This is a genomic window from Sphingomonas xanthus (assembly GCF_007998985.1).
Lineage (GTDB): Bacteria > Pseudomonadota > Alphaproteobacteria > Sphingomonadales > Sphingomonadaceae > Sphingomicrobium > Sphingomicrobium xanthum.
The window spans coordinates 139,981-164,134 of the sequence record NZ_CP041659.1 but is presented as its reverse complement, the minus strand read 5'-3'; the positions used below and the strand labels follow the sequence as shown (position 1 = coordinate 164,134).

At 63.4% G+C, this 24,154-nt stretch carries 23 protein-coding genes, 1 tRNA gene and 1 riboswitch; of the genes, 17 read left to right on the top strand and 7 right to left on the bottom strand.

The window, feature by feature from the left end:
• The first annotated feature begins 15 nt into the window (after window positions 1–15).
• From uppS to fabZ, 7 genes are read left to right on the top strand one after another with little or no spacing between them, the layout of a single operon-like run.
• A complete protein-coding gene (gene uppS / locus FMM02_RS00790) occupies window positions 16–744 on the top strand; it encodes a polyprenyl diphosphate synthase (RefSeq protein ID WP_147494911.1) in 729 nt (242 codons plus the stop codon).
• Complete coding sequence (locus FMM02_RS00785; RefSeq protein WP_147493087.1) at window positions 741–1,388, top strand: phosphatidate cytidylyltransferase; 648 nt, start codon at window positions 741–743, stop codon at window positions 1,386–1,388. Before uppS ends, FMM02_RS00785 begins: the two co-directional genes overlap by 4 nt.
• The gene (locus tag FMM02_RS00780) at window positions 1,379–2,545 is read left to right on the top strand and encodes a 1-deoxy-D-xylulose-5-phosphate reductoisomerase (RefSeq protein WP_246104789.1); all 1,167 of its coding nucleotides are present in this window, start codon (window positions 1,379–1,381) and stop codon (window positions 2,543–2,545) included. The genes FMM02_RS00785 and FMM02_RS00780 overlap by 10 nt, the downstream gene beginning before the upstream one ends.
• The gene (rseP, locus tag FMM02_RS00775; protein WP_147493085.1) at window positions 2,545–3,675 is read left to right on the top strand and encodes an RIP metalloprotease RseP; all 1,131 of its coding nucleotides are present in this window, start codon (window positions 2,545–2,547) and stop codon (window positions 3,673–3,675) included. Before FMM02_RS00780 ends, rseP begins: the two co-directional genes overlap by 1 nt.
• A gap of 45 nt (window positions 3,676–3,720) precedes the next feature.
• Window positions 3,721–6,420, top strand: coding sequence for an outer membrane protein assembly factor BamA (gene bamA, locus FMM02_RS00770; RefSeq protein WP_147493084.1), 2,700 nt, complete (start codon window positions 3,721–3,723; stop codon window positions 6,418–6,420).
• Entirely contained in the window at window positions 6,420–7,007 is a 588-nt protein-coding gene (locus tag FMM02_RS00765; protein WP_147493083.1) for an OmpH family outer membrane protein, read from the top strand. The genes bamA and FMM02_RS00765 overlap by 1 nt, the downstream gene beginning before the upstream one ends.
• A 50-nt stretch (window positions 7,008–7,057) precedes the next feature.
• Window positions 7,058–7,480, top strand: coding sequence for a 3-hydroxyacyl-ACP dehydratase FabZ (gene fabZ, locus FMM02_RS00760; protein ID WP_246104839.1), 423 nt, complete (start codon window positions 7,058–7,060; stop codon window positions 7,478–7,480).
• Here the strand turns inward: fabZ and FMM02_RS00755 are convergent.
• From FMM02_RS00755 to FMM02_RS00745, 4 genes are read right to left on the bottom strand one after another with little or no spacing between them, the layout of a single operon-like run.
• Window positions 7,446–8,174 carry an ABC transporter ATP-binding protein gene (locus FMM02_RS00755; protein WP_147493082.1) on the bottom strand — a complete coding sequence of 243 codons (729 nt, stop codon included), beginning with the start codon at window positions 8,172–8,174 and terminating at the stop codon, window positions 7,446–7,448. The two genes, fabZ and FMM02_RS00755, sit on opposite strands and share 35 nt — an antisense overlap.
• A complete protein-coding gene (locus tag FMM02_RS00750) occupies window positions 8,171–9,130 on the bottom strand; it encodes a FecCD family ABC transporter permease (RefSeq protein WP_187107798.1) in 960 nt (319 codons plus the stop codon). The genes FMM02_RS00755 and FMM02_RS00750 overlap by 4 nt, the downstream gene beginning before the upstream one ends.
• Complete coding sequence (locus tag FMM02_RS11125) at window positions 9,127–9,879, bottom strand: substrate-binding domain-containing protein (protein WP_187107797.1); 753 nt, start codon at window positions 9,877–9,879, stop codon at window positions 9,127–9,129. The genes FMM02_RS00750 and FMM02_RS11125 overlap by 4 nt, the downstream gene beginning before the upstream one ends.
• Window positions 9,848–11,680, bottom strand: coding sequence for a TonB-dependent receptor domain-containing protein (locus FMM02_RS00745; RefSeq protein WP_147493080.1), 1,833 nt, complete (start codon window positions 11,678–11,680; stop codon window positions 9,848–9,850). The genes FMM02_RS11125 and FMM02_RS00745 overlap by 32 nt, the downstream gene beginning before the upstream one ends.
• Window positions 11,681–11,778: 98 nt before the next feature.
• Window positions 11,779–11,915: riboswitch (cobalamin riboswitch) on the bottom strand.
• 99 nt (window positions 11,916–12,014) lie between these two features.
• Between FMM02_RS00745 and rpmE the strand changes: the two genes are divergently transcribed.
• Window positions 12,015–12,245 (top strand): 50S ribosomal protein L31, encoded by a 231-nt coding sequence (rpmE, locus tag FMM02_RS00740; RefSeq protein ID WP_147493079.1) that lies wholly within the window; start codon window positions 12,015–12,017, stop codon window positions 12,243–12,245.
• An 11-nt stretch (window positions 12,246–12,256) separates the two neighbouring features.
• Window positions 12,257–12,820: a GNAT family N-acetyltransferase gene (locus FMM02_RS00735; RefSeq protein WP_147493078.1), complete on the top strand. Its 564-nt coding sequence runs from the start codon at window positions 12,257–12,259 to the stop codon at window positions 12,818–12,820.
• Here FMM02_RS00735 and FMM02_RS00730 read toward each other — a convergent pair.
• From FMM02_RS00730 to FMM02_RS00720, 3 genes are all read right to left on the bottom strand, one after another.
• On the bottom strand, window positions 12,817–14,007 hold the full coding sequence (locus FMM02_RS00730; protein WP_246104788.1) for an acyl-CoA dehydrogenase: 1,191 nt from the start codon (window positions 14,005–14,007) through the stop codon (window positions 12,817–12,819). The two genes, FMM02_RS00735 and FMM02_RS00730, sit on opposite strands and share 4 nt — an antisense overlap.
• Before the next feature lie 45 nt (window positions 14,008–14,052).
• Window positions 14,053–16,176: an outer membrane beta-barrel protein gene (locus FMM02_RS00725; protein ID WP_147493076.1), complete on the bottom strand. Its 2,124-nt coding sequence runs from the start codon at window positions 16,174–16,176 to the stop codon at window positions 14,053–14,055.
• Between the two features lie 122 nt (window positions 16,177–16,298).
• Window positions 16,299–16,388, bottom strand: a tRNA-Ser gene (locus tag FMM02_RS00720).
• A gap of 132 nt (window positions 16,389–16,520) precedes the next feature.
• Here FMM02_RS00720 and FMM02_RS00715 point away from each other — a divergent pair.
• The 8 genes from FMM02_RS00715 (at window position 16,521) to FMM02_RS00680 (ending at window position 24,130) form a co-directional block, all read left to right on the top strand.
• Window positions 16,521–17,642 (top strand): lytic murein transglycosylase, encoded by a 1,122-nt coding sequence (locus FMM02_RS00715; RefSeq protein ID WP_147493075.1) that lies wholly within the window; start codon window positions 16,521–16,523, stop codon window positions 17,640–17,642.
• Window positions 17,643–17,704: 62 nt separating this feature from the next.
• A complete protein-coding gene (locus FMM02_RS00710; protein ID WP_147493074.1) occupies window positions 17,705–18,880 on the top strand; it encodes a D-alanyl-D-alanine carboxypeptidase family protein in 1,176 nt (391 codons plus the stop codon).
• 3 nt (window positions 18,881–18,883) lie between these two features.
• Window positions 18,884–19,513: a dTMP kinase gene (gene tmk / locus FMM02_RS00705; protein WP_147493073.1), complete on the top strand. Its 630-nt coding sequence runs from the start codon at window positions 18,884–18,886 to the stop codon at window positions 19,511–19,513.
• Window positions 19,510–20,475, top strand: coding sequence for a DNA polymerase III subunit delta' (locus tag FMM02_RS00700; RefSeq protein WP_147493072.1), 966 nt, complete (start codon window positions 19,510–19,512; stop codon window positions 20,473–20,475). The genes tmk and FMM02_RS00700 overlap by 4 nt, the downstream gene beginning before the upstream one ends.
• A gap of 25 nt (window positions 20,476–20,500) precedes the next feature.
• The gene (gene metG, locus FMM02_RS00695) at window positions 20,501–22,009 is read left to right on the top strand and encodes a methionine--tRNA ligase (RefSeq protein ID WP_147493071.1); all 1,509 of its coding nucleotides are present in this window, start codon (window positions 20,501–20,503) and stop codon (window positions 22,007–22,009) included.
• Window positions 22,006–22,782: a TatD family hydrolase gene (locus FMM02_RS00690; protein ID WP_147493070.1), complete on the top strand. Its 777-nt coding sequence runs from the start codon at window positions 22,006–22,008 to the stop codon at window positions 22,780–22,782. The genes metG and FMM02_RS00690 overlap by 4 nt, the downstream gene beginning before the upstream one ends.
• Complete coding sequence (locus FMM02_RS00685; RefSeq protein ID WP_147493069.1) at window positions 22,779–23,543, top strand: MBL fold metallo-hydrolase; 765 nt, start codon at window positions 22,779–22,781, stop codon at window positions 23,541–23,543. The genes FMM02_RS00690 and FMM02_RS00685 overlap by 4 nt, the downstream gene beginning before the upstream one ends.
• A complete protein-coding gene (locus tag FMM02_RS00680) occupies window positions 23,540–24,130 on the top strand; it encodes a retropepsin-like aspartic protease family protein (RefSeq protein WP_147493068.1) in 591 nt (196 codons plus the stop codon). Before FMM02_RS00685 ends, FMM02_RS00680 begins: the two co-directional genes overlap by 4 nt.
• Window positions 24,131–24,154 lie beyond the last annotated feature (24 nt).

Here is a 24,154-nt window from a genome sequence, read left to right as displayed (position 1 = left end):
CCTAGGCCGGCCGCGATGGAAGGGGGCAGTCCGCACGCCGACGGCGGCGGCGCCCCGCAGCATGTCGCGATCATCATGGACGGCAATGGCCGTTGGGCGGCGCGCCGCGGCCTTCCGCGGGTCGCTGGCCATCGGGCCGGTGCCGAGGCGGTCCGGAAAGTTTTGCGCGCAGCCGTGAAGAACGGCGTTCAAGTACTTACACTTTACGCTTTTTCTTCGGAAAATTGGCGGCGGCCTGAAGAAGAAGTCAGCGACCTTAAGGGTCTACTCGGCTTTTACCTCGAGCGGGAATTGGACGAACTCGCCCGAGAGGGCGTGCGGCTCGAACTGATCGGCGATCCGACACCCTTCGGGGAGGGGCTGGTCAAGCGGTTAAAGAGCGCGGTCGAGCGGACCGCCGCCAATGACCGGCTGACCCTGGTGGTGGCGCTGAACTATGGTTCGAGGGCCGAGATTGCCGGTGCAGCGAGGCGGCTCGCGCAAGCCGCCAGCGCGGGCGAACTAGATCCAGCGATGATCGATGAATCAGACCTGGCCAAGGAACTTCATACGGCGCAATGGCCTGAGCTCGACCTCTTGATCCGGACCTCGGGCGAGAAGCGCCTGTCGAACTTCCTGTTGTGGCAGGCCGCTTACGCAGAGCTGGTCTTCGTCGATACGCTGTGGCCGGATTTCGACGAAGCCGGGTTCGAGGCGGCACTTGGGGAATTCGCCGCCCGCCAGCGCAGATTCGGCGGACGATGAGCGATCTTTCAAAGCGAAGCCTGGTCGGCGTCATGATGATTGCCGTCGCGCTGGTCGCGGCACTGCTGGGCGGCTGGCCATTTGCGATCCTGGCCGCGACCGGGGCGACGATCATGTACGTCGAATGGTCGCGGATCGTGACCGGCTGGGGGCTGGGCTGGAAAGTCCTGGGCTTCGTCTATTGCCTGCTGCCAGCCCTTGCCCTGCTCTGGGTGCGCGAGCGGGCGGAGTTCGATGGGGTGGGCTCCGGCTTCGACCTCCTCATCTGGGTCTTCCTGGTGACGTGGGCGACAGATATCGGTGCCTATTTCGCGGGTCGAGCGATCGGCGGACCGAAGCTGGCGCCTTCGATCAGCCCCAACAAGACGATTGCAGGGCTTGCCGGCGGCGTCGCCGCGGCAACGCTGGCGGCGGGATCCTGGGCGCTTGCCGCGAGCCTGCCGGGCGCGCTGCTTTGGTTGGCGGCGCCTTTTGCCATTGCGTCGCAAATGGGCGACCTGTTCGAGAGCGGCTTGAAACGGCGGGCAGGGGTCAAGGACAGCGGGACATGGCTTCCCGGTCACGGCGGCCTGCTCGACCGGCTCGACGGGTTGGTCCCCGTAGCCGTGCTGACCGCCAGCTTGCTGTTGGCAGGTTGGCTGTGACTCGCAAAAAAATCTCCATCCTTGGCGCCACGGGTTCAGTCGGCGGCTCGACGCTCGACTTGATCGATCGTAATCCGGAGCGGTTCGAAGTCGGCGCCCTCACTGCAGCGCGCAATGTCGCGAAGCTGGCAGATGCTGCGGTTCGGACGAGGGCCAGACTTGCGGTGATCGCCGACCCCGGGCTGCTTCCCGAGTTGGAAGAACGGCTGTCCGGTTCGGGTTGCCGGGCTGCGACTGGGCGCGAGGCGCTTTGCCAGGCCGCTGCTGAGGCCGACTTCGTCATGGCGGCGATTGTCGGTTGCGCGGGGCTGGAACCGGTGATGGCGGCCATTTCCTCGGGCCGAACGGTGGCGCTTGCCAATAAGGAAGCTTTGGTCACGGCGGGCGAACTGATGACCAAGGCGGCACGCCGGTCGAATGCCAGAATCCTGCCTGTTGATAGCGAACATAATGCTATATTTCAGTGCCTTGCGGGAAATCGTGAAGAAGATGTCGCAAGGCTGGTTCTGACCGCCAGCGGCGGGCCTTTCCGATCCTGGGCGCGGAGCGACATGGGCGGCATTACGCCCGAGCAGGCCGTCGCTCACCCCAATTGGACGATGGGCGCCAAGATCAGCGTCGATTCCGCGACGATGATGAACAAGGGACTCGAGCTGATCGAGGCTCATCACCTTTTCCGCTTACCCGAGAACCGCATCGACATCCTCGTTCACCCCCAGTCGGTCATTCATTCCATGGTCGAATATGTCGACGGCTCGGTTTTGGCCCAGTTGGGCAGCCCGGACATGCGTATTCCGATCGCCTCGGCGCTGGCTTGGCCGGAGCGGATGACCACTCCTTCAGAGCGGCTCGATCTTCAGAAGATTGGCCAATTGACCTTCGAAGCGCCCGATGTGACGCGCTTCCCGGCACTTCGGGTCGCCCGCGACGCGCTCAAGGCCGGTGGCGCCGCTCCGGTGATCCTGAATGCCGCCAACGAGGAAGCGGTCGCTGCCTTTCTCGGGCGGCGGATCGGCTTTCTCGACATCGTCGCGACGGTAGAGGAGGCTTTGGCTCGGATGGGCGTGGGTGCGCCCCAGTCCATCGCCGAGGTTATCGACATTGACCGCCAAGCAAGGGCAATGGCCAACCGACTGATGAGCGAGCTCGCCGCCTGATGTTCGAACAACCGCCCCTCTGGTTCATCGCCATTGCGTTCCTGCTGGCGATCGGTCCGCTCGTCTTTTTCCACGAGCTCGGTCATTATTGGGTGGCGCGCTGGTTCGGGGTCGGCGCCGAGCAATTTTCCATCGGATTCGGACGTGAAATCGGCGGCTGGACCGACAAGCGCGGAACGCGCTGGAAGATTGGCTGGCTTCCTCTTGGCGGCTACGTGCGTTTCGTCGGCGATATGAACCCGGCAAGCCAGCCGGACCCAGCCGCAGACGTCCCTGACGCGCTTAGATCGACCGCGTTTCACCTCAAGCCCTGGTGGCAAAGGTTCCTGATCGTCCTTGCCGGCCCGATGGCCAATTTCCTGCTGGCGATCGCGATTTTTGCTGGCTTCTTCGCTGTCTTCGGAATGCCCCGGACGCCGGCGATTGTCGGGCAGGTGCAGCCCGGCAGTGTCGCGCAATCCATCGGCCTCCAGCCCGGCGACCGGATCGAGGCCGTGGCCGGTCAGGAAACCGAATCTTTCGAGGACATGCGGCGGATCGTCTCACTTCGTCCCGGCGAGGACGTGACCATCGTCGTCCAGCGCGGCGGCGCGCAACGCAGCTTCCAGGCCCGGCTAGGCGAACAGGTTATCTCCGACGACTTTGGCCAGGAATATCGCATCGGCTTGCTTGGCGTGCTGGGCAGCCAGCGGACCCTGGAGCGGCTGCCTGCCCTCGAGATCGTGCCCGCAGCCGCCGGTTATACGGTCGCGCTCACCAGGTCGATGATCGACGGCCTTGGCCAGATCATAACTGGGCAACGTTCGACCGAAGATTTGGGGGGTCCGCTGAAGATGGCTCAGATAGCTGGCCAGCAAGCGAGTCTGGGCGCATTTGAGTTTTTCCAGCTGATCGCGCTTTTCTCCATAAATCTCGGGTTCATCAACCTCTTGCCAGTTCCTATGCTCGATGGCGGACATCTGGTCTTCTATGCTGCGGAGGGATTGCGGCGACGTCCGGTCAGTGAGCGGGCGCAGGAATGGGCATTTCGTGGCGGACTGGCATTGCTGATGGCTTTGCTCATATTCACCACGGTCAACGACTTGGCTTCTTTTGGCCTGTTCGAACGACTTGGAAGCTTGATTGGCTGACATGGTTGGGGCAGGGCTACACATCATCTGCGGCGCCGTAAGCCCATGGCGCCGCCCAGCAACTCAGGGCGGGGACGCGTGATTTCCAACAGCACTACATCAACCCAGCGGTTGTGCAGCATTCTCCTGGTAGGGACGATCCTCGGCGGCGGAGCCTCTCCTGTCCTGGCACAGGACGTCCAATCGCCTCCGGCGGCTGCCGCCCAGCCCGCTCCTGTCGCCGCGCCGACCTCGGGCATGATCCGGTCGATCCGCGTCGTCGGTGCCGAGCGCATCGAGCCTGAGACGGTCCGCAGCTACTCCAATCTTTCCCCGGGCGTCGAATATAACGCGGAGACGCTCGATCAGGCCCTGAAGGATCTTTACGCTACCGAACTGTTCGCCGATGTCGTGATCACCGGAGCCGAAACCGGCAACCTGGTCATCACCGTCCGCGAAAATCCGGTCATCAACCGCATCGTCCTCGAGGGGAACAAGCGGATCAAGAATGACAAGATCCAACCCGAAATCCGCCTGACGCCGCGACAGATTTTCACGCGTTCCAAGGTCCGCGCCGACGTTGACCGGATCATTGAGCTTTATCGTCGCCAGGGCCGGTTTGCAGCGACCGTTGAGCCCAAGGTCGTGCAGCTCGACCAGAACCGCGTCGACCTCGTCTTCGAAATCAATGAAGGCGCAGTGTCGAAGGTGCGGGCGATCAATATTATCGGAAACGAGCAATATTCGGACGGCCGGCTCCGCAAGGAGATGTTTACCAAGGAAGCGGGCGGGCTCCTCGGTTTCATCAAGTCGAACGATAGCTACGATCCCGATCGCCTTGCGGCCGACCAGCAGAAGCTTCGCGCTTTCTACTTGACCGAAGGTTATGCCGACTTCCGCGTCGTGTCGGCGTTGGCGGAGCTGACCCCCGATCGCCGCGATTTCGTCATCACCTATGTCGTCGAGGAAGGCGACCGGTACAAGTTCGGCGCGATCGAGGCTGAAAGCGAAGTACGCGATCTCAGCGCCGAATTCCTCAAGGGGCTGATCAAGATCAAGCCGGGCGAATGGTTCGACGCCAAGGCGGTCGAGGACACCGTCACCGGCCTCAACGAAATTGCCGGCTCCGCGGGCTATGCCTTTGCGGATGTCCAGCCGGACTATAATCGCGACGCCGAGAAGAAGGAGATGGGGATCACCTTCCGCGTTGCGGAAACCCCGCGCGTCTACGTCGAGCGGATCAACATCCAGGGCAACACCGTCACTCGCGACAAGGTCGTCCGGCGCGAATTCCGCCTCAATGAAGGCGATGCATTCAATGCGCTGAAGGTGAAGCGGAGCCAGGATCGCATTCAAAGTCTCGGCTTCTTCCAGGAAAATCTCGAGATCAAGCAGGAGCGGGGGTCGGCCGACGACCGGGTTGTCCTGAACGTCGATCTTGAGGAAAAGTCGACCGGTGAGCTGCAGCTTTCCGCCGGCTATTCGAGCCTTGAACGGTTCGTCATCTCAAGCTCGATCGCGCAGCGTAATTTCATGGGCAAGGGGCAACAGCTTCAGGCCGGCGTGAACTATTCTCGCTATTCCAAGTCGGTCCAGCTGGGCTTCACCGAGCCCTACCTGTTCGACAAGAGCATCCTGCTCGGCGGCGACCTGTTCATTCGCGACTACAGCAGCTTCCGGTTCGACGAGGACAACCGGCGTGACCGGACCTACGGGCAGCGGCAGATCGGCGGCGCCGTGCGCCTTGGCTTCCCGGTAACCGAGTTCGTGTCATTCGGAACCCGCTATTCGCTCGTGTTCGACGAAATCACGCTCGACAAGGATGTCTTCTTTTTCGATCCCGACCTCGTCGATCCCGACGGGCCGGGCCCGCTGCCGCCGACCAACGGCCCACTCGGCCCCGTTTGTAACCCATCCATCGCAGGGCGATATCTTTGCGACGAGTTGGGAACGCGCGTGACCTCGTCGGTCGGCTATACCGTGGCGTTCGACAACACGAATGGCATTCGCGCCACCCGCGGGCAGCGGCTGGTGCTGAGCCAGGATTTCGCGGGCCTTGGCGGCGATACCAAATATCTGCGCACCCGGCTCGATGGGACGAAATATTGGCAGCTTCCGGCCGGGTTCATCCTGTCGGCGCACGCGGAAGGCGGCTATATCCATCCGCTCGAGGCGTCGAAGGGCGCGGGACGCGACGCCATTCGCCTGAACGACCGTTTCTACGGCGCCCAGCTGCGCGGCTTCGATGTCCGCGGGATCGGGCCGAGGATCGTCCGCCAGCGTTACGCTAGCGCCACGGAACTGGATGAGGACGCCAAGGAATTGTTCAGCGATTCCCTCGGTGGCCGGGCCTATTATATGGGCAGGATCGAAGTCGAGTTCCCGACCAGTTCCGGCATGCGCAGCCTTGGCCTGCGTCCGTCCGCCTTTGTCGACGTGGGCTCGGTCTGGGGCCTCAAGAAGCCGATTCTCACGGACTTCCCTGGCCGCTGCGCCGCGCCGGCGCCGCCTCCGGGCGAGCTTCCCGGCGACGCCGTGGTGCTGGAACCGGGCGAGACTTGCCCGACCGGCTTCACCTATGTCCAGGGTTCGGGGTTCAAGGAATTTTTCCGGGGCAATTCGCCCAAGCCGCGCCTTTCGGTCGGCGTAGGCGTCAACTGGGTGTCGCCCTTTGGCCCGCTGCGCATCGATCTCGCCAAAGCCCTGCTGACGCAGGAAGGCGACGACACGAAACTCTTCTCCTTTAACGTAGGGACTCAATTCTGATGATGTACCGTCTTACCGCCGCCCTGCTTGCGGCCACCGCCATCGCAACCCCCGCCATTGCACAGCGCACTCCCGCGGCAGTCGTAGTCGTCGTCGATACCGACCGCATTTACCGCGAGTGCACCGCTTGCCGCACTGCGCAGACTCAGCTGCAGAGCCAGGTTACGGCTTTGCAGACCCGCCAGCAGACGCTTGCCAACCAGCTCCGTCCAGAAGGCGAGGCGATCCGCACCGCGGTCGAGGCGCTGAAGGGTAAGGAACCCGACGCCGCGCTTCGCACCCGCGCGCAGACGTTCCAGCAGCGGCAGCAGCAGGCGAATGAGGAACTGGCCCGTACCCAGCAGAACATCCAGTCGATCCAGGCCAATGTCCTTCGCCAGATCAACGACCGCCTGCGTCCGGCCATTAACACTGTCATGACGCAGAAGGGCGCCAATGTGGCGGTCGACGTTGATGCCACCCTGGCCCATGGCCAGGCGATCAACGTCACCAATGAAGTCCTCGCCGCGGTCAACCAGACCCTTCCGTCGGTCAGCCTGACCCCGCTGCCGCAGCAGCAGCAGCCGCAGGCCACCCAGGGCCGGTGAGCGACCTGAGTTCGGGTGCCGCCATCGGCCCGCTGGATATCCGGCGGGTGATGGCGGCACTGCCCCACCGTTATCCACTTCTGCTCGTCGATCGGGTCGAAACCCTCGTCCCCGACCAGTCGATCACCGCGATCAAGGCGGTGAGCATGAACGAGCAATTCTTCCAGGGGCATTTCCCGGGCCGCCCGATCATGCCCGGTGTGCTGATCGTCGAGGCATTGGCCCAGGCGGCGGGTGTGCTCGCGGTCGAGAGTCTCGGGCTCGCGAACAGCGGGAAGCTGGTCTATTTCATGGCGATCGAGGGCGCCAAGTTCCGGACGCCGGTCGAGCCAGGCTGTCTGCTTCAACTGGACGTCGAATTTGTCCAGAAGCGCGCGAGCGTTTGCAAGTTTGCCGGGCGCGCCTCGGTCAACGGCAAGCTGGCCGCCGAGGCACAGTTCACGGCAATGATCGCGGAACCGCCGAAGGACTGATGATCCAGCGGCCGTCGGAGCCGCTTGCGAGCCGAAAGATATCGAGGAAACGCTCGCCGGCCAGGAGGTCTGCGGGCGTTTCGTCCATTTGCACCTTCCCATCGGCAACCAGCAATACGCGGTCGAATTCGGGTAAAAGCGCAAGGTCATGGACCGCGACGAGCAGGGACTGTCCAGCCTCGGCCGCGCTTCGGAAGATAGTCAGGAACCGAAGGACCCAATAGGGATCGAGGTTGGACAGGGGCTCGTCGAGCAATAGGAGTTTGGGATTAGCTGCCCAAGCGCGCGCCATCAGCACTCTTGTGCGCTCGCCAGTCGAGAGCTGGTTCACCGGTCGATCCGCCAACTGCCCTAACTCCAGTGAATCGAGAAGCTGATCGATCCGATCATCATCGCGCTGTTCCTGACCTAGCGCGATGACGTCGCGGACCGCGATCGGCCAGTTGAGGTCCCGGGACGCGGGCATGAATGACAGGAGTTGGCGCCGCCGTGCGGGTTGCGCGAGGTCGACCTGCTCGCCATCGACGGTGACGCAGCCCTTGGCATGTTCAACTTGGGCCAAGCCCCGAAGCAGGCTGGTTTTCCCGCCGCCGTTCGGTCCGACGACCGCGACCATCTGCCCTTTTTCGATGGCCAGGTCGGTCGGTTCCAAACGACCTGCGATCGCGATCCCATGGGCGGAAAGTGACGTCATGCCGCCACCCTGCGCCGCATCGTAACGACCAGCCAGAGAAAGAGCGGGGTGCCGAACAAGGCGGTGACCACCCCAACCGGAATCGACCGGTCGAGCGGAACGGCCCGCACCAGCAAGTCGGCGAGAAGGAGCAATGCTGCGCCAATGACTCCCGCGGGAACCATCGCCGAACCTGGATAGCCTCGGCTTACTTGGCGACCAAAATAGGGTGCCACAAGGCCAACAAAGCCGATCGCCCCGGCGACGGACACACAGGCTCCGACCGCGACCGCGGAAAGAGCTATGACCTCGCGAGAAAGCGCTGTGGGCCGGATCCCGAGCGAGGCGGCAATATCTTCTCCCAAGGCGAGCTGATCGAGCGCAGAGCTGCGTCGCATCAACAGCAGGACGGCAAGTGAAGCGGGAATCAGGGCGGCGCCAGCTTGAGAGATGCTGCGGTCGACGAAGCTGCCCATCAGCCAGTCAAAGGCGTCATAAAAAGCGAAAGGCGAGGGCGCGAGCGCAAGCGCAAGGCTGGTTGCGGCCCCGGCGGCGAGGGAGATTGCGAGGCCTGCGAGCAGCAGGGTTGCCGTGTCGGAACGACGACCGGCCAGTACGATCAACAGCACCAGCATCAGTAGCGCGCCCGCTGCCCCGCTCGCGGCAAGGGCGAGGGGCTGGGTAAGTCCCAACCAATAGCCGCCAAGCACGGCCCCGAGTGCCGCCCCGCTCGAGGCGCCGCTGATATCCGGGGAGGCCAGGGGGTTAGCAAACATCGCCTGCAGCGCCGCACCCGCGATACCAAGCACGGCCCCGTAGCCCGCAGCCAGCAGCGTTCGTGGCATGCGCAGCTCCAGGAGTAACAGCTGGGCAAGGCCGGGATCGATGCCTGCGGCCTCCCGTAGCGTTGCTATCGGCAGGACAAGATGCGCCGCCGCGATGCAAAGAAGGAGGAGAAGAGCAGCCCAGAGCTTCACCGCAGGCCCTTCAATCGTTCGATTTCCGCAAGCATTAGCGGACCGGCGCAGGTCCATGGGCGTCCATCGGTTTCGATCAGCCGCGAGCCGCGCGGACGGGCGAGGGGATGGTCGAGCCACGCCCGGCCCTGGGACCGCTGCGCCCGGCGATAGGAGGACCGCAGGAGAATAGCGGGCGGGGTCATGGTCAGACTCTCCAGCGTCGCTCTCCCGCCGGCAAGCCGGCGTTGCCGGAAGCCCGCCAGGTCCATCCATTCCGCTCCAGGGGAGCCGGGCGACAGACTCAATCCGCTACCCGCAAGGAAGATCGTGTCGATCGGTGACGGGCTCGGCGCTCGCCGTAATGCTGCGAGCCTTTGTTGCCAGGGACGGGCGAGGGAGGGACCTCCCAGCGCCGAGGCGACACGAATCATGTTGCGTTCCACATCCGTGACATTGGCTGGGAACGGAAGGTCCAGGGTAGCGATCTGCAACCGGCGGGCGATCTCGGAGGTGGCGCGGCCGCCCCCGCCCATGGTGAGGAGCAGAGTTGGACGCGTCGACAGCGCATCCTCCAGGCTCCCGCGGTTGGCCGGGTAGCGCCTTGCGATCTTCCACAGCGCGCTATCGGCGGGGTCCTGTGACAGCCGGCTGACGCTGGCGACCTGCCCGGGCCCGGCGAGCAGCAGCAGATATTCATCCGTGCACAGGTTCAGCGACGCGGCGCGGACCGCAGTGCTAGCTGCCAGCAGCAAAACGGAAACCGACATGGAGGCTCCTCCCTTCCGTTCGATAGCCGATGGCATCCTGGTAGCGGCTGCCGAAGGCGTTGGAGACCCGGACGTGAGCCTGGATGTTGCGCGACAGGGCATAGGCTGCTTGCCCGCTGGCCAGCCAATAGGGATCGAGTCTAACTGCGAGAGCGGGAAAACGATCGAAATCGGTATCGCCGCGCTCACCGGTAAAGGCGACGGCCACGCCATAGGTGAACTTGCCAACAACGCCGTCGGCGGCAATGCTGCCGCTATGCCTCGGCCGGCGCGGCTCCTTGACCTGTAGTCCCGCAGCGCCGGGCTCGCTGGCCTTCGCATAGGCGTAGACGGCGGTCAGGTTGAGGTTGGCAGCAGGCTTCCACCCGAGCTCCAGTTCCGCTCCGCTGCGCCTGCTTCGTCCCGATGCATTTGCGGTCGAGGACAGAAATGTGCCGGGGTCGAAAGTGCCGATGATTTCATCCCGGAGCCGCTGGCGATAGAGCGTGATCCCGGCCGTGAGGGTAGGGGAGCCGTAGCGCAGCGAGAGCTCGCCACCGCGGCTCGATTCCGGCTTGAGGTCGGGGTTGCCGACGAAACTGCCCGGAAAGAAGCCATACAGGTCGAAGAAGCTGGGCTGGGCGATGCCTTCGCCGTAGCTGGCCGCCAGCGCAAATCCGCGACCGAGGTCCGCGAGCAATGAGGCTCTTAAGCTCGTGGCATCCTTGAAGCGGGAAAAGCCGTCATGCCGCACCGCAATGCCGGTCGTGAGACCTTTGATCCATTGCCCGCTCCATTCCAGGGCAAAAGACCGGTGCCGCCGGGACCTGCGCTGGTCGGTGGCGCCGCCATAGGCGACGTCGCGGGCCTCGAAACGCTCGAATTCGTCTTGCAGCGCCGAAGCGAGCTGCCCGGGACCCAGCGGAACACCGCCCTCGATCGCCAATATCCGGCGCCGCGCCTCCGTGCGATTAATCACGATGTCCGCGACCGCGTTGCGGTTCGAAGAGCCGAGCAGACTGGAAGAAGCCAGGAGATAGGCGGCATCCCGTTCCCCAAGCTGCGCGTAGATGCGCCCGGCGGCCAGATTGTTGCGGGTTTGGTCAAGCGTATCCGCGCGGCGGAAATCCGCGTCATAGCCATCGAACTCGCTTGTTCCGCGAAGGGCGAAGCCTGACACGCCGAGCGTGACCCCGGCGGCAAGCTCAAGCCGCCCGGCGCCGCGGAACGCGAGGTTGTGATAGCCGTCGCGCTCGCCTCCGCCCAAATAGGAATCGATCCCGTCGCTGCCCTGGCCGGCGACGCCAAGCGACAGGCCGCCGTCGGCATTGCCGATTTCGGTCCGGGCCGCTGCCCGCCAGCTGTCGCGACTGCCATATTCGACAAGCGCATGGGTGCCGCCGGTCCCCAGCGGGGTTCCATCGACCGCGATGACGCCGCCGATCGCCTCCGAACCCCATAGCGCGGACTGAGGGCCGCGGACCATTTCGATCCGGCTGGCGAGGTCGGCATTGAGAAGCTCGAACCGCGCCTCATTGCCCGCGGCGGGATCATTGGCGCGGATTCCCTCAATGTAGAGAAGGCTATGATTGGCCTCCGCACCGCGGATTCGAACCTGCACCTGCGACCCTGCCGGGCCACTGGACGCAACGCTGGTCGAGGGCAGCAGCCTGAGCAGATCGGGGACCAAGGGCAGGCCCAGACGGTCGATACGCTGCTGGTCGATCAGGCTGACACTGGCCGCTGTCTGTGCGGCTTCCTGCTCCGCGCGGGACGCGGTCACGACGATCGAAGGGGCATCAACCGGCGGCAAACTCAACATCGAATATCCTTCCCAAAGTCCATGACGGGTCGTCACGGAGGGAAGGCACGCGGCAAGCGCGGTGCCGCCCACGTCCCATGGCTGGTCCCGGCCTTGGAAACGGACGACGGACCGGGGCGGGTATCTGACTTGCCGCTTCGCGCGGCTCACAGTTGCGGGCACAGTGCCGGATATTCGCCGGCTTCCCCCTTCGCCGGCAGCATTACACCGCCGGACCCTGGTCGCAGGCTGCTACTGCGACCCGTCCCGGCGCCTTGTCAAGCAGCCTGGCATCGGCTAGGGGCGCGGCTCATTTTCAGGCTGGTCGGAACCAGCCACGACAAAGGAAATTGCCATGAAGAGCGGGACTCACCCCGATTATCACTTCATCACCGTCCAGATGACCGACGGCACCACCTACCAGACGCGCTCCACCTGGGGCAGCGAAGGTGACACGCTGCAGTTGGAAATCGACCCGACGGCGCACCCGGCATGGACTGGCGGCAACAGCCGTCTGCTCGACACCGGTGGCCAGGTCGCGCGCTTTAACAAGCGCTTTGGCGGCCTTTCGCTGGGCAAGAAGTAAAGCCCGCCGCCATGCCCGAGGCATGGCAGCCAAACCGGTCCAGGAATCGCTCGGCTCCGACGCTGGAGACCGAGCGATTGCTGCTTCGGCACTACCGCAAGCAAGATTTCCGGCCACATATGGCGATCGTAGGCGATGACCAGGTCATGCGCTTCGTCGGCGGCCGAGGTATCTCCGAAGAAGATTGCTGGCGCCGCCTTGCCGCGTCCGTAGGCATGTGGGACCTGCTGGGTTTCGGCGGCTGGGCCGTGGTCCGCAAAGCCGACCACCGGCTCGTTGGAACGGTTAGCCTGTTCAATGCCTGGAGGGCGCTGGAGCCTCGCTTTGGCGAGGAGCCCGAGATGGGCTGGATTTTCGCCACGGAAGTCCATGGCACGGGCATGGCAAGTGAAGCCTGCCGCGCAGTGCTGGCATGGGCGGACGATCATCTGCAACCGACACCCATCTGGGCGATCATCGATCCGTCCAATGCACCGTCACTGGCGCTGGCAGACCGTTTGGGATTCCAGCGGGTTACCGAATCTTCTTACCACCAAGAGCCAACTCTTGTGCTGAAGCGTCCGGCCAAGGCCTAGAAGGCCGGAATGCCGGTAATTGCCCGGCCCAGGATCAGCGCATGAACGTCATGCGTGCCCTCATAGGTATTGACCGTTTCAAGGTTGGCCGAGTGGCGCATCACGTGGAATTCCGCGCTGATCCCATTGCCGCCATGCATGTCGCGCGCGATCCGGGCGATATCGAGCGCCTTGCCGCAGTTGTTGCGCTTGATGAGACTGATGGTCTCGGGGATCATGGTCCCTTCTTCCATCCGGCGTCCGACACGAAGCGCCGCCTGGAGCCCCAGGCTGATCTCGGTCACCATGTTGGCCAGTTTCAGCTGGACCAGCTGGTTGGCGGCGAGGGGGCGGCCGAACTGTTTGCGGTCGAGCGTATATTGGCGGGCTGCGGCGTAACAGGCTTCGGCAGCACCCATCGCGCCCCAGCCGATTCCGTAGCGGGCCCGGTTAAGACAACCGAACGGGCCCTTCAGGCCTTGGACATTCGGCAGCAAGGCGTCTTCGCCGACCTCGACCTCATCCATCACGATTTCACCGGTGATCGAGGCGCGCAGACTGAGCTTTTCCTTGATCTTGGGCGCGGTCAGCCCCTTCATTCCCTTCTCGAGCACGAAGCCGCGGATCGCGCCGCCATGCGCTTCCGACTTTGCCCAAACGACAAAGACATCGGCAATCGGCGAATTGGTGATCCACATCTTGCTGCCGCTGAGCTTGTAGCCGTCCGGCGTCTTGACCGCCTTGGTACGCATACCGTCGGGGTCCGAGCCAGCGTCGGGCTCGGTCAGGCCGAAACAGCCGACCAGTTCGCCAGAGGCAAGGCCGGGCAGATACTTCCGGCGCTGTTCGTCCGAACCATATGCGTTGATCGGGTGCATCACGAGCGAGCTTTGCACTGACATCGCGGAGCGATAGCCGCTGTCGACCCGTTCCACGGCGCGGGCGATCAGGCCGTAGCTCACATAGCCGAGCCCTGCTCCGCCAAATTCCTGCGGGATAGTTGCGCCGATCAGTCCGAGACTGCCCATTTCCCTGAGGATTTCTCGATCGAAATTCTCATTGAGATAGGCTTCGGTCACGCGCGGCTGGAGGCTGTCCTGCGCATAGGCCTCGGCGGTGTCGCGGACCATCCGCTCTTCATCGGTCAGCTGGTGGTCAAGGTCGAACGGATCGGCCCAATCGAACGGCAGGATGGCAGGCTCGCCCAAGTCACTCTCCGGGAAAAGGATGCGTCTTGGGCGCCTTTAGCCTTGCTATCCGGCGCGCGCCACCCCGCCGCCGCCAAAGGCATGCCGAACGGTCAGTCCGATGTTGAGGTGGCGGTTGCGCTCACGAAATTCATCAATTCGCCGAATGGTGTTTGCCCGATTGGGGATGAACAGCTGGCGATGCCGCTTACCGGCTGTTTCCAGGGCGTTGTCGACATCGAGCGTGATCGTTGTTCCGCCCCTTGGGCGATATTCCACGAAAGCCGTCGCGTAAGGCCCGCCGTTGAAATTGATGTCAAATTCGTCGGTCCGGTAAAAGGTGAATCGATCGCGATCGGAAATTCCGAATCCGTAGGAGAGTTTTCCCAGGTCGTGGCGGAACTCGCCGTTCCATTCCCAGTCAGTAAAAAACCCCGAAAAATCGCGCTTTTCTCCACTGATAGGGTCTTCGACGCGGGTGCGCTGAAGCTGGCCATTGAACTTCAGACGCATCCCCTTGAGGCCCAGTTTTGCCAACGGTGCATCGAGGGTCAGCCGCGCGAAATAGCGCTGGCCCGTGCCGAGGTTGCCCGGCGCATCATAGCCATTGCCCTCGTCGTCGAAGATCAGGATTCGGTCCTGGACATCGTTGACCCGGTCATAGCCAAGGTTCACGCGCGCCACGCCGTCACCCAGGATCGGATGTTCAAGCATCGCCCGAAACTGCCAGGTCTGCTGGGGCATGAGATTGGGATTACCGGCATTGATCCGGTCGGTGGACAGCTCAGCGGCGCTGATGAAGTCGTAGAAATCGAGCTGCGCGACCGTGCGCTCGACCGAAAGCTGGCCGTGCCAGCCGCCCTTGCCGCGCCAGTCCAGGGTAAGGCTGGGCTTCCAAAACTGCAGAGTCCTGTCGGCGATGGTGTCACCGCGGACCGTGAGTGTGGACCGCTCGTAATTCAGACCGGCATCGAGGCGGATCGCGCTCGAAAGCTGGCGGCCCACCCTGACATAGGCTTCACCGCGCTTTTCCTTGACGGTCGCCTCGTCGACCGGAAGATCGACCCGAACCGGCTCACCTCCAGCCAGGAATGCGAATAGCTGGACCTTGTGGTCGAGCGTGTTGAGCGCGCCTTCCGCGCCTGCTTCGAACGAGAATCCCGCTAAGTTCTGCCGGGTCCAGTTCAGCCGCAAGATGGTCTCATTACGCTGGGCATCCTGGAACTGTTCGAACCCGCCCAGGATCTCGGACCCACCCTCGCTGCGGAAGCGATAGCGTTCGAGCCAGTCGCGCTGACGCCGGGTGGCGAGGCCGACCAGCTTGATGGCGCCGCCGGCAAGCGGGCGCGTGATGTCGCCGCCAAGCTCGAACACGGGATTCTTGAAATCCTGCAGCAGGTCATCGTCGCGTTCCGGGCCAGTTGCCGGCACCACATGATTGCGCTGTGTCAGGTAAAAGGAGCCGGGCGACCAGCGCCCGTTCAGCCGGATGGCGTTGTCATTGGCACGCTCAAGCGCCCAACTCGCCGAGACATAAGGATTGAAGTCCTTGTAACTGTTGTGCTTGCGGCGGAATTCCAGCAGTTCGCCGGTTGCCGGGTCGGTCAGCGTATCGGTGCCTTCTTCGCGATTGAGGCGGTTGCCCGTGCCGGCGGACAGGTTGATCGTCGAAGCCCCGCGGCGGATCAGGGCCGAGGCCGCGATGTCGGGGATCACATCGCCGGTGTAGAGACGTCGAGCCGAGACGGTGACATTGCCGTCGATCCCGCCTTCGGCCGAAAGGACCACGTTCAGCACCTGGCTCTTGGTGGCATATTCCGCACCGTAAAGGTCGCCGGGACCAACATCGACACGCACCACGCGATTTGCGGGAATGCGCGCGAGGGTTGTCTCGAGAGTTTCAGCCTTCGAGCTGGGCCGCGCGCCATTGATGACCACATTGCCGGCGGCACCCGCGAAGCCGCGCGTGTCGAGGTTGCCAAGATCGAGCACAAAGCCTGGGACACGTCCGGCGATATCAAGCGCGGTGCGGGGCGCATATTGGGCAAAGAAGGCAGTGCTGTAGCTGGTGTTGCGCCCCGATTGGGTGACAAGCGCGGCCGCAGCGGCATCGGTTTGCTGGGCTTGCGCCGGCATGGCAATCGCACTCGACAGGGCGAGCAGGCTGGATACGGTCAGGCCGCAGCGCATGATGATTTTCCCTTTTCTTGACACGCTCGGCCCTTGCGACGGGATCGACCCGGTGGGGAGCAGCGTTCGATCAATCGACGAACGTTTCGATTGAGCGACGAATGGGGGAAGGGGGAGGAAAGTGGCGGAGAGGGTGGGATTCGAACCCACGGTGAGCTTGCACCCACGGCGGTTTTCAAGACCGCTGCCTTAAACCACTCGGCCACCTCTCCGCATGTCAGTCATGCGAGCTTCACCTTGGGTCGCCTAAGCGACGACGATGGGCTGTGCAAGCGGCGGGATGAACCTATTGGGCTGACTGGCACAAGACGGCTAGCTTCATGCCGGATCAACGAGGAGCAGGCATGAGACTAGGCTGGGCATTCATTCTGACGGGAGCACTTGCGACGCCTGCGAGCGCCCAGTCCGACCCGCTGGCTCCCTTGCCGGCCCAGCAGCCTACCGGCGCGCCGGCGCAGCAGGCCGCCAGTGCGCCTGCCCAGCAAGTCCTGCGCGCACCAGTCCAGCAGGCTGCGAGCGGGTTCGACGGCTATCGGGAGACCTTGGCCTACAAGGCCCGGCTTGCCGGCGTTCGCGAAGCCACCATCCAGGCGACCATTCCCTACCTTCGCCTCAACAGCACGGCGATCCGGCTCGACCGTGCCCAGCCGGGTGGAGCGAGCAATCCCAATGCGATCCCGCCGTTCGCCCCCTACAAGGCCAAACATGTCAACTCGGCACTGATCCAGCGCGGGCGTACCCGGTATCGCTCCCATTATGCGCGCCTTTTGCAGATTGAGCGAAGGTTTGGCGTCGAGCCCCAGATCCTGATGGCGATTTACGGTCATGAGACCAGCTATGGTTCGGTGACTGGCAATTTCGACCTGGTCGATGTGCTCGCAACCCTTGCCTATGAGGGCCGCCGCCGCGAATTTTTTGAAGAGGAGTTCGTTGCGGCCCTGAAGCTGCTGGATCGCGGGACTTCGCGCTCGCGCCTCAAGGGTAGCTGGGCGGGTGCAACCGGATATCCGCAGTTCATGCCCACCAATGTCTTGCGCCTGGCGGTCGACGGCGACGGCGACGGCTATGCCAACATCTGGTCGAACGAACTCGACGGTCTGGCATCGATCGCCAATTACCTGCGCGATGCCGGCTGGAAGCCGGATCTTCACTGGGGCATCCCGGTGCGCGTGCCATCGACCCTCAACCGGGCAGCTATCGTCAGTCGGCTGAAGGCCCCGCGCTGCGAAGCGGTGTACCGCAGGCATAGCCAGTGGAAGACGGTTCGCGAGTGGAGAGCGCTTGGCGTCATGCCGACGCGGCGTAGCCTGCCTGATCATGAAATGGCGACGTTGATCGAGCCCGACGGGCCGAATGCGACGGCCTATCTGCTGACCACCAACTACCGGGCGATCCTCGATTATAACTGTTCGAATTTCTACGCGCTATCGGTCGGCCTGCTGGGTGACGCGATCGCTGGCGATTAGGTCCCGACCGCGTTAGACGAAGCGCTGCGTTTACCCTCTCATCCGGAGTTACAGTTAGTCCCATGATTCGCGCCGGCCTGCTGCTCACCGCCTCGTCCCTGATGCTTGCCTCCGCGGCACCGGCCAAGGCTCCCCCGTTCGATACTCCCGCTCCGGTCGCATTTCTGATCGACCTGAACAGCGGTGCGGTGCTGTTGTCGAAGGACGCCGACCGCCGCATGCCGCCGGCGTCGATGGCCAAGATGATGACGACGAATGTCGCTTTTGAGTTGATCAAGAAGGGCGACCTGGCACTCGACAAGATGTGCACTGTACGGCCGGAGACATGGCAGCGCTGGCACGGGCCGAAGGCCGGGTCGACGATGTTCCTGTCGCCCGGAGAGCAGGTCAGCGTCGAGAATCTGCTGCATGGCATCGTGACGCTATCGGGCAACGATGCCTCGGTGGTGCTGGCCGAATGCATCGCCGGGACCGAAGAGGCGTTCGTCGCGGTGATGAACGATCACGCGCGCCGGCTGGGACTGAGCAATAGCCGCTTTGGCAATAGCAACGGCTGGCCGGACGAGGGACGGACCTATGTCACCGCCCGCGACCTGGCGACTCTGGCCCGCGCGGAAATCCTCAACCATCCCAAGCTCTACAAGCAATTCTATGGCCAGCCCAGCTTCACCTGGGGCAAGACCCTGGGATCGGGGCAGGCGATCACCCAGGGCAATCGCAATCCGCTCCTCGGCCGGGTCCCTGGAGCGGATGGACTGAAGACCGGCCACACCGAGGAGGCGGGTTATGGCTTCACCGGCTCGGCCGAACAGAACGGCCGCCGTCTCGTGATGGTGGTCGCGGGCCTGACGAGTTTCAACCAGCGGATCGAGGAATCGGTTCGGTTGATGCAATGGGGTTTCAACGCTTGGCAGCTAAAGCCGCTGTTCAAGGCTGGAACCAATGTCGGCACCGCCAAGGTCCAGCTGGGTGGGGATGACGAGGTTGCCCTGGTCGCGCCGCGCGACCTGGCACTGACCATCCCGGCCGGCATTTTGTCCAAGGTCGGGGCAATGAAGATCCGTTATCAGGGGCCGGTCAAGGCGCCGATCGCCAAGGGCCAGCATATCGCCGACCTGGTTGTGGCCATGCCTGACGGCGAACAGGTCATGCCGCTTGTGGCAGCCGACGCGGTCGAGGAAGCCGGCTTCTTCACGCGGGCATGGATCGGCCTCAAGCAAATGCTGGGCATGGCCTAGCACATGGCGCGGGGGCGCTTCATCAGTCTCGAAGGTGGGGAAGGGGTCGGCAAGTCGACCCAGCTCGCCGCGTTGGCCGAAGCGCTACGTGGGCGAGGGCTGACGGCGTTGGTCACGCGCGAGCCAGGCGGCAGCCCTGGCGCAGAGGCCATCCGCCGCCTGCTTCTGGAAGGCGAGGAAACCCGCTGGAATCCGCGCGCTGAGGCCTTGCTCTTTGCGGCCGCGCGCAGCGACCATGTCGAGAAGACGATCAAGCCGGCGCTTGAAAAGGGCGAGTGGGTGTTGAGTGACAGGTTCCTCGACAGCAGTCTTGCCTATCAAGGCGAGGCCGGCGGGCTGGGGATCGAGGCGGTGCGCGATTTGCATCGGTTCGGCAGCCTCGACTTTCTGCCGGACCGGACGCTGGTGTTGGTCCTCGACGAATCCGAAGGTGCGCTGCGGGCAAGGGCGCGCGACGGCCATCTCGGCGATCGGATCGGTTCGCGCCCGCCCAGTTATCATGCCGCGGTCGAGGCGGGGTTCCGGGCCATGGCCGAGCGCGAGGGAGACCGCGTAAAGCTGGTCGACGCCAGCGGGTCGGCAGCCACTGTCACCGCCCGCCTGCTCTACACGCTGGGCGACCTCATATCATGATCATCGGACAGGACCGCGCGGTCGACCGCTTCGCAGCCGCATGGGAGCATCGCCGCCTGCACCATGCCTGGCTGCTTGCCGGGCCGCGCGGCGTGGGCAAGGCCTGTTTCGCACGAATGGCGGCAACGCGGGTACTCGCCGATGCTGCCGGCCCGCTAGTCGACCAGCCGATGCCGCTAACCCCGACAGAACATCCGATTGCCCGGCTTCTCGCCGCGGGCAGTCATCCCGACTTTCGCTGGCTGCAGCGGCTTGAAAGGCCTGCTGGCGGCCTCGCGCGTAACATCAGCGTCGACCAGATCCGCTCACTCGGGGATCTCCTGTCCGTCACACCCTCGATGAGCCCATGGCGCGCCATCGTTATTGATGCGGCTGACGACCTTGAAGCCTCGGCCGCCAACGCCCTGCTCAAGATGCTGGAGGAGCCGCCGGCTAATACCGTCTTTTTCCTGGTCAGCCATGCTCCGGGCAGGTTGCTGCCGACGATCCGGTCGCGGTGCCGCAGGCTCGATTTTGCAGCCATTGCCGATGACGCCATGACGTCATTGTTAAGTCGTTGTTGTCCCGAGAAAAATATCGCCGACATCCAGCGCATGGCGCAGCTTGCAGGGGGGTCGGTCGGTCGCGCCCTGGCGATTGCCGAGCTCGATCTCGCGCCGCTAGAAGCAGAAATCGAGGCGATCCTCAGGCAAGGCGATGCGGACAATATGCGGCGGGCCAAACTTGCGACCAGTCTAGGCGGCAAGGGCGCCGCCGACCGCTATGCCGCATTTCTCGACCTCGTGCCTTCGGTGATTGCGCGCGAAGCATTGGCGATGACTGGCGAACAGCGCGGCCGGGCCCTGGACGCATACGCCAAGGCGCGCGAGACCGCTGTGCTGGCGCCCCGGCTGTCGCTTGATCCAGGCGCGACCATTTTCCAGCTCGGCACGATCCTCTCCTCGGTCGCCTTGCCCCGCTAAGGGCGGCTCGCTAGGGGCTAGGACGATGTCCGAACCCTATTATATCACCACCGCCATCAGCTATCCCAACGGTAAACCGCATATCGGCCACGCCTATGAAGCGATTGCCGCCGATGCCATGGCCCGTTTCCGCCGCGGCCAGGGGCGCGACGTCCGGCTGGTGACCGGCACCGATGAACATGGGCTCAAGATGGTCCAGACTGCCCGTGGGCATGGCCGAGAGACTTTGGAATATGCCGATGAAATGTCCGGTTATTTCCGTAGGATGTGTGACGGCCTTAATATCAGTTATGACGCATTCGTCCGAACCACGGAACCGCGCCATTACGAAGCCAGCAAGGTCATGTGGCAGGCGATGGAAGCGGCGGATGACCTGTATCTCGACCGGTACGAGGGCTGGTATTCCATCCGCGACGAAGCCTTTTACGATGAAAGCGAGCTGGTCGAGGGGGAAGGCGGGACGAAGCTTTCGCCGCAAGGAACGCCAGTCGAATGGACCAAGGAGGAAACCTGGTTCTTCCGCCTTTCAAAATATCAGGACCAGCTGCTTGAGCTCTACCGGGAAAATCCCGACTTCATCCGTCCTGAAAGCCGTCGCAACGAAGTGATCCGCTTCGTCGAGGGCGGGCTCAAGGACCTGAGCGTGTCGCGCACCAGTTTCGATTGGGGGGTGCCGGTGCCAGGTAGCGATGGACATGTCATGTATGTCTGGGTCGACGCGCTGACGACCTACATGACCGGTGTGGGTTTCCCCGACCGGGAAGGGGATTGGGCGCGATACTGGCCAGCCGATGTCCACCTGATCGGGAAAGATATCGTTCGCTTCCACACCGTATATTGGCCCGCCTTCCTGATGTCGGCGAAGCTGCCGCTGCCAAAACAGGTGTTCGGTCACGGATTCCTCCTCGCGCGCGGCGAGAAAATGTCGAAATCGCTTGGCAATGTCGTCGACCCGATGGAGCTTGCCGGCCGTTTCGGGGTCGACCAGCTCCGCTATTTCCTGCTTCGCGAGATCAGTTTCGGCCAGGACGGGAGCTATTCGCCGGAGGCCATCGTCAATCGCGCCAACAGCGAATTAGCAAACAGCTTCGGCAACCTCGCTCAGCGCAGCTTGTCCATGGTTTTCAAGAACCTGGACGGGGTTATTCCGCCAGCAGGCGAAGCGCCCGAGGACCGCGCGCTTCTCGATCAGGTCGACGCTGCCTGTGCAACACTCGAGGAGGAATTCGACCGTTTTTCCTTTTCGACCGGCCTAGAGGCCTGGATGGGTGCGGTATTCGCCTGCAACGCGTACGTCGACGTGCAGGCACCATGGGCGCTCAAGAAGAGCGATCCGAAGCGGATGGCCGCCGTGCTCGGTACCCTGATCAAGGCGGTTCGCACGCTCGCCGCGGCGGTGGAGCCCGTTATCCCGGCTTCTGCGGCCCGCCTGATTGCCCTGATTGATTGTGGAGGAGACGGAACGCCCATCGAGCAGCCAATGCCGATCTTTCCGAGGCTGGAGCTCGACATCGAAGGAGAGGCCGCGGGATGACCCTGATCGACAGCCACTGCCACCTGAATTACGAGGGTCTCGTCGAGCGCCAGGACGAGGTGCTGGCGGCCGCCCGCCAACGCGGTGTTCGCGGATTTCTCAACATTTCGACCCGTCAGAAGGAGTGGGGTGCGGTGATCAGCGCCGCCGAGCACAATGATGACGTCTGGGCGACCGTGGGTGTTCATCCCCATGAGGCCGATGCCCACCCCGATCTTGGTGCCGCGATGCTGGTCGAGGCAGCTTCCCACCCACGGGTGGTAGCCATCGGCGAATGCGGCCTCGATTATTACTACGACAAGTCCGATCGCGTGGCGCAACGCGAACGGTTCCAGGCACATATCGAGGCGGCGCGGGCCACTGGTCTGCCACTGGTCGTCCATACCCGCGATGCCGAGGATGACACGACGCAGATGCTGACTCGAGAAGTGGGGAAGGGAGGCGTTACGGGCGTTCTCCATTGCTTCACCGGTAGCGAAACGCTTGCCCGTAGCGCGCTCGATCTCGGTTTCTACATCTCGATCTCGGGTATCGTGACCTTCAAGAATGCCCGCGATCTCCAGGAAACCGCGAAACTGATCCCGCAGGACCGCTTGCTGGTCGAAACCGATTCTCCCTTCCTGGCGCCGGTTCCGCATCGCGGAAAGGCGTGCGAGCCGGCCTTTGTCGCTGATACGGCGGCATTTCTGTCCGATCTCCGCGATGAGCCGCTCGACGAGCTGGCGGCGGCGACGTCCGCAAATTTCTTCAAGCTCTTCGCCAAGGCCGCATGAAGATCAGGGTCCTCGGCTGTGGGACTTCGACCGGCGTCCCGAGGATCGGCAATGACTGGGGGCGGTGCGATCCGGCCGACCCGCGCAATCGCCGAACGCGCTCGTCCATCTTGCTGGACACGGGGAGCGAACATGTACTGGTCGATTGCGGGCCGGACCTCAGGCAACAATTGCTCGATGCCGACGTCGCGACGATCGACCGGGTTATCGTTACCCACGATCATGCCGATCATTGCCACGGGATCGATGAATTGCGGGTGGTGTCACAGACGCTTGGGCGCCAGGTCCCGCTTCATGCACGGGCCGAGACCTTGAGACGGCTTCGCAACCGCTTTGCCTATGCATTCAATGGAAACCCGCTTTATCCCTCGGTGCTTGATGCCGTCGAAATCGACCAGGCCCTGCCGGTCGAGGATGCGCTGATCATGTTTGTCGACCAGCCCCATGGGGGGATCACGTCACTCGGGATGCGCGTCGATCAACATGGCAAGTCGTTCGGCTATGCTATTGATTTTCATGCCTTAACCCCCGACATGGCAAGCATATATGATGGTCTCGACATCTGGTTGTGCGACTGTTTGCGGCGGACGCCGCACCCGACGCACGCGCACCTCGATGCCGTGCTGGGCTGGGCGCGGGACCTTGGGGTCGGCCAGTTGCTGCTGACCCATCTCGACAATAGCATGGATTATGCGACCCTCGCAGCCGAACTGCCGGACTGGGCGGCGCCAGCCTTTGACGGCCAGGAGCTGAACTTGTGACCAACGACTGGATGCTGGGCAGCCTCTACATCATGATCGCGCTGATGCTGGTTGGCGGTTCGCTGATTGCCCGGCGGGAACGGTTCGCAAAGCTCGCAACGATTGCCTTGGCGTGGGTTCTGATTTTCGGCGCCGGCTTCATATTGTTCACATTCCGGGACGACCTTGGCTATGTCGCACAGCGGATCAAGGCAGAAGCCACCGGCGCGCCAGTAGTCGTCGAAAGTGGAGAACTTCGCATACCCATGGCGATCGACGGCCATTTCTGGGTCGAGGGCCGGTTGAATGGCCAACCCGTCAAATTCCTGGTCGATAGCGGTGCCACGATGACGACGGTCGGCCGCGGAACGGCCGCTGCGGCGGGGGTATCGGTCAATCCCAACCGCGACCAGGTCGTGCGGACCGGCAACGGGATGCTTCGCGTAGCGACCGGAAGAGCCGACAGCCTTGCCATCGGGGACATCAGCCGCGCCGATGTCGGACTGCATATTTCGGATCACGAGGATCTGAACGTTCTTGGGATGAACTATCTGTCTACCTTGCGCCGGTGGGGGGTCGAAGGGCGTTGGCTGATCCTGGAAAGCTAGGGGGGCCTAGACCGATCGACCCAG

Bases quoted from the DNA above. Each gene is read 5' to 3' on its own strand.
- uppS (WP_147494911.1), top strand. From the start codon at position 16: ATGGAAGGGGGCAGTCCGCACGCCGACGGCGGCGGCGCCCCGCAGCAT.
- FMM02_RS00785 (WP_147493087.1), top strand. From the start codon at position 741: ATGAGCGATCTTTCAAAGCGAAGCCTGGTCGGCGTCATGATGATTGCC.
- rseP (WP_147493085.1), top strand. From the start codon at position 2,545: ATGTTCGAACAACCGCCCCTCTGGTTCATCGCCATTGCGTTCCTGCTG.
- bamA (WP_147493084.1), top strand. From the start codon at position 3,721: ATGGCGCCGCCCAGCAACTCAGGGCGGGGACGCGTGATTTCCAACAGC.
- FMM02_RS00765 (WP_147493083.1), top strand. From the start codon at position 6,420: ATGATGTACCGTCTTACCGCCGCCCTGCTTGCGGCCACCGCCATCGCA.
- fabZ (WP_246104839.1), top strand. From the start codon at position 7,058: ATGGCGGCACTGCCCCACCGTTATCCACTTCTGCTCGTCGATCGGGTC.
- FMM02_RS00755 (WP_147493082.1), bottom strand. From the start codon at position 8,174: ATGACGTCACTTTCCGCCCATGGGATCGCGATCGCAGGTCGTTTGGAA.
- FMM02_RS11125 (WP_187107797.1), bottom strand. From the start codon at position 9,879: ATGTCGGTTTCCGTTTTGCTGCTGGCAGCTAGCACTGCGGTCCGCGCC.
- FMM02_RS00745 (WP_147493080.1), bottom strand. From the start codon at position 11,680: ATGTTGAGTTTGCCGCCGGTTGATGCCCCTTCGATCGTCGTGACCGCG.
- rpmE (WP_147493079.1), top strand. From the start codon at position 12,015: ATGAAGAGCGGGACTCACCCCGATTATCACTTCATCACCGTCCAGATG.
- FMM02_RS00735 (WP_147493078.1), top strand. From the start codon at position 12,257: ATGCCCGAGGCATGGCAGCCAAACCGGTCCAGGAATCGCTCGGCTCCG.
- FMM02_RS00725 (WP_147493076.1), bottom strand. From the start codon at position 16,176: ATGCGCTGCGGCCTGACCGTATCCAGCCTGCTCGCCCTGTCGAGTGCG.
- FMM02_RS00715 (WP_147493075.1), top strand. From the start codon at position 16,521: ATGAGACTAGGCTGGGCATTCATTCTGACGGGAGCACTTGCGACGCCT.
- FMM02_RS00710 (WP_147493074.1), top strand. From the start codon at position 17,705: ATGATTCGCGCCGGCCTGCTGCTCACCGCCTCGTCCCTGATGCTTGCC.
- tmk (WP_147493073.1), top strand. From the start codon at position 18,884: ATGGCGCGGGGGCGCTTCATCAGTCTCGAAGGTGGGGAAGGGGTCGGC.
- FMM02_RS00700 (WP_147493072.1), top strand. From the start codon at position 19,510: ATGATCATCGGACAGGACCGCGCGGTCGACCGCTTCGCAGCCGCATGG.
- metG (WP_147493071.1), top strand. From the start codon at position 20,501: ATGTCCGAACCCTATTATATCACCACCGCCATCAGCTATCCCAACGGT.
- FMM02_RS00690 (WP_147493070.1), top strand. From the start codon at position 22,006: ATGACCCTGATCGACAGCCACTGCCACCTGAATTACGAGGGTCTCGTC.
- FMM02_RS00685 (WP_147493069.1), top strand. From the start codon at position 22,779: ATGAAGATCAGGGTCCTCGGCTGTGGGACTTCGACCGGCGTCCCGAGG.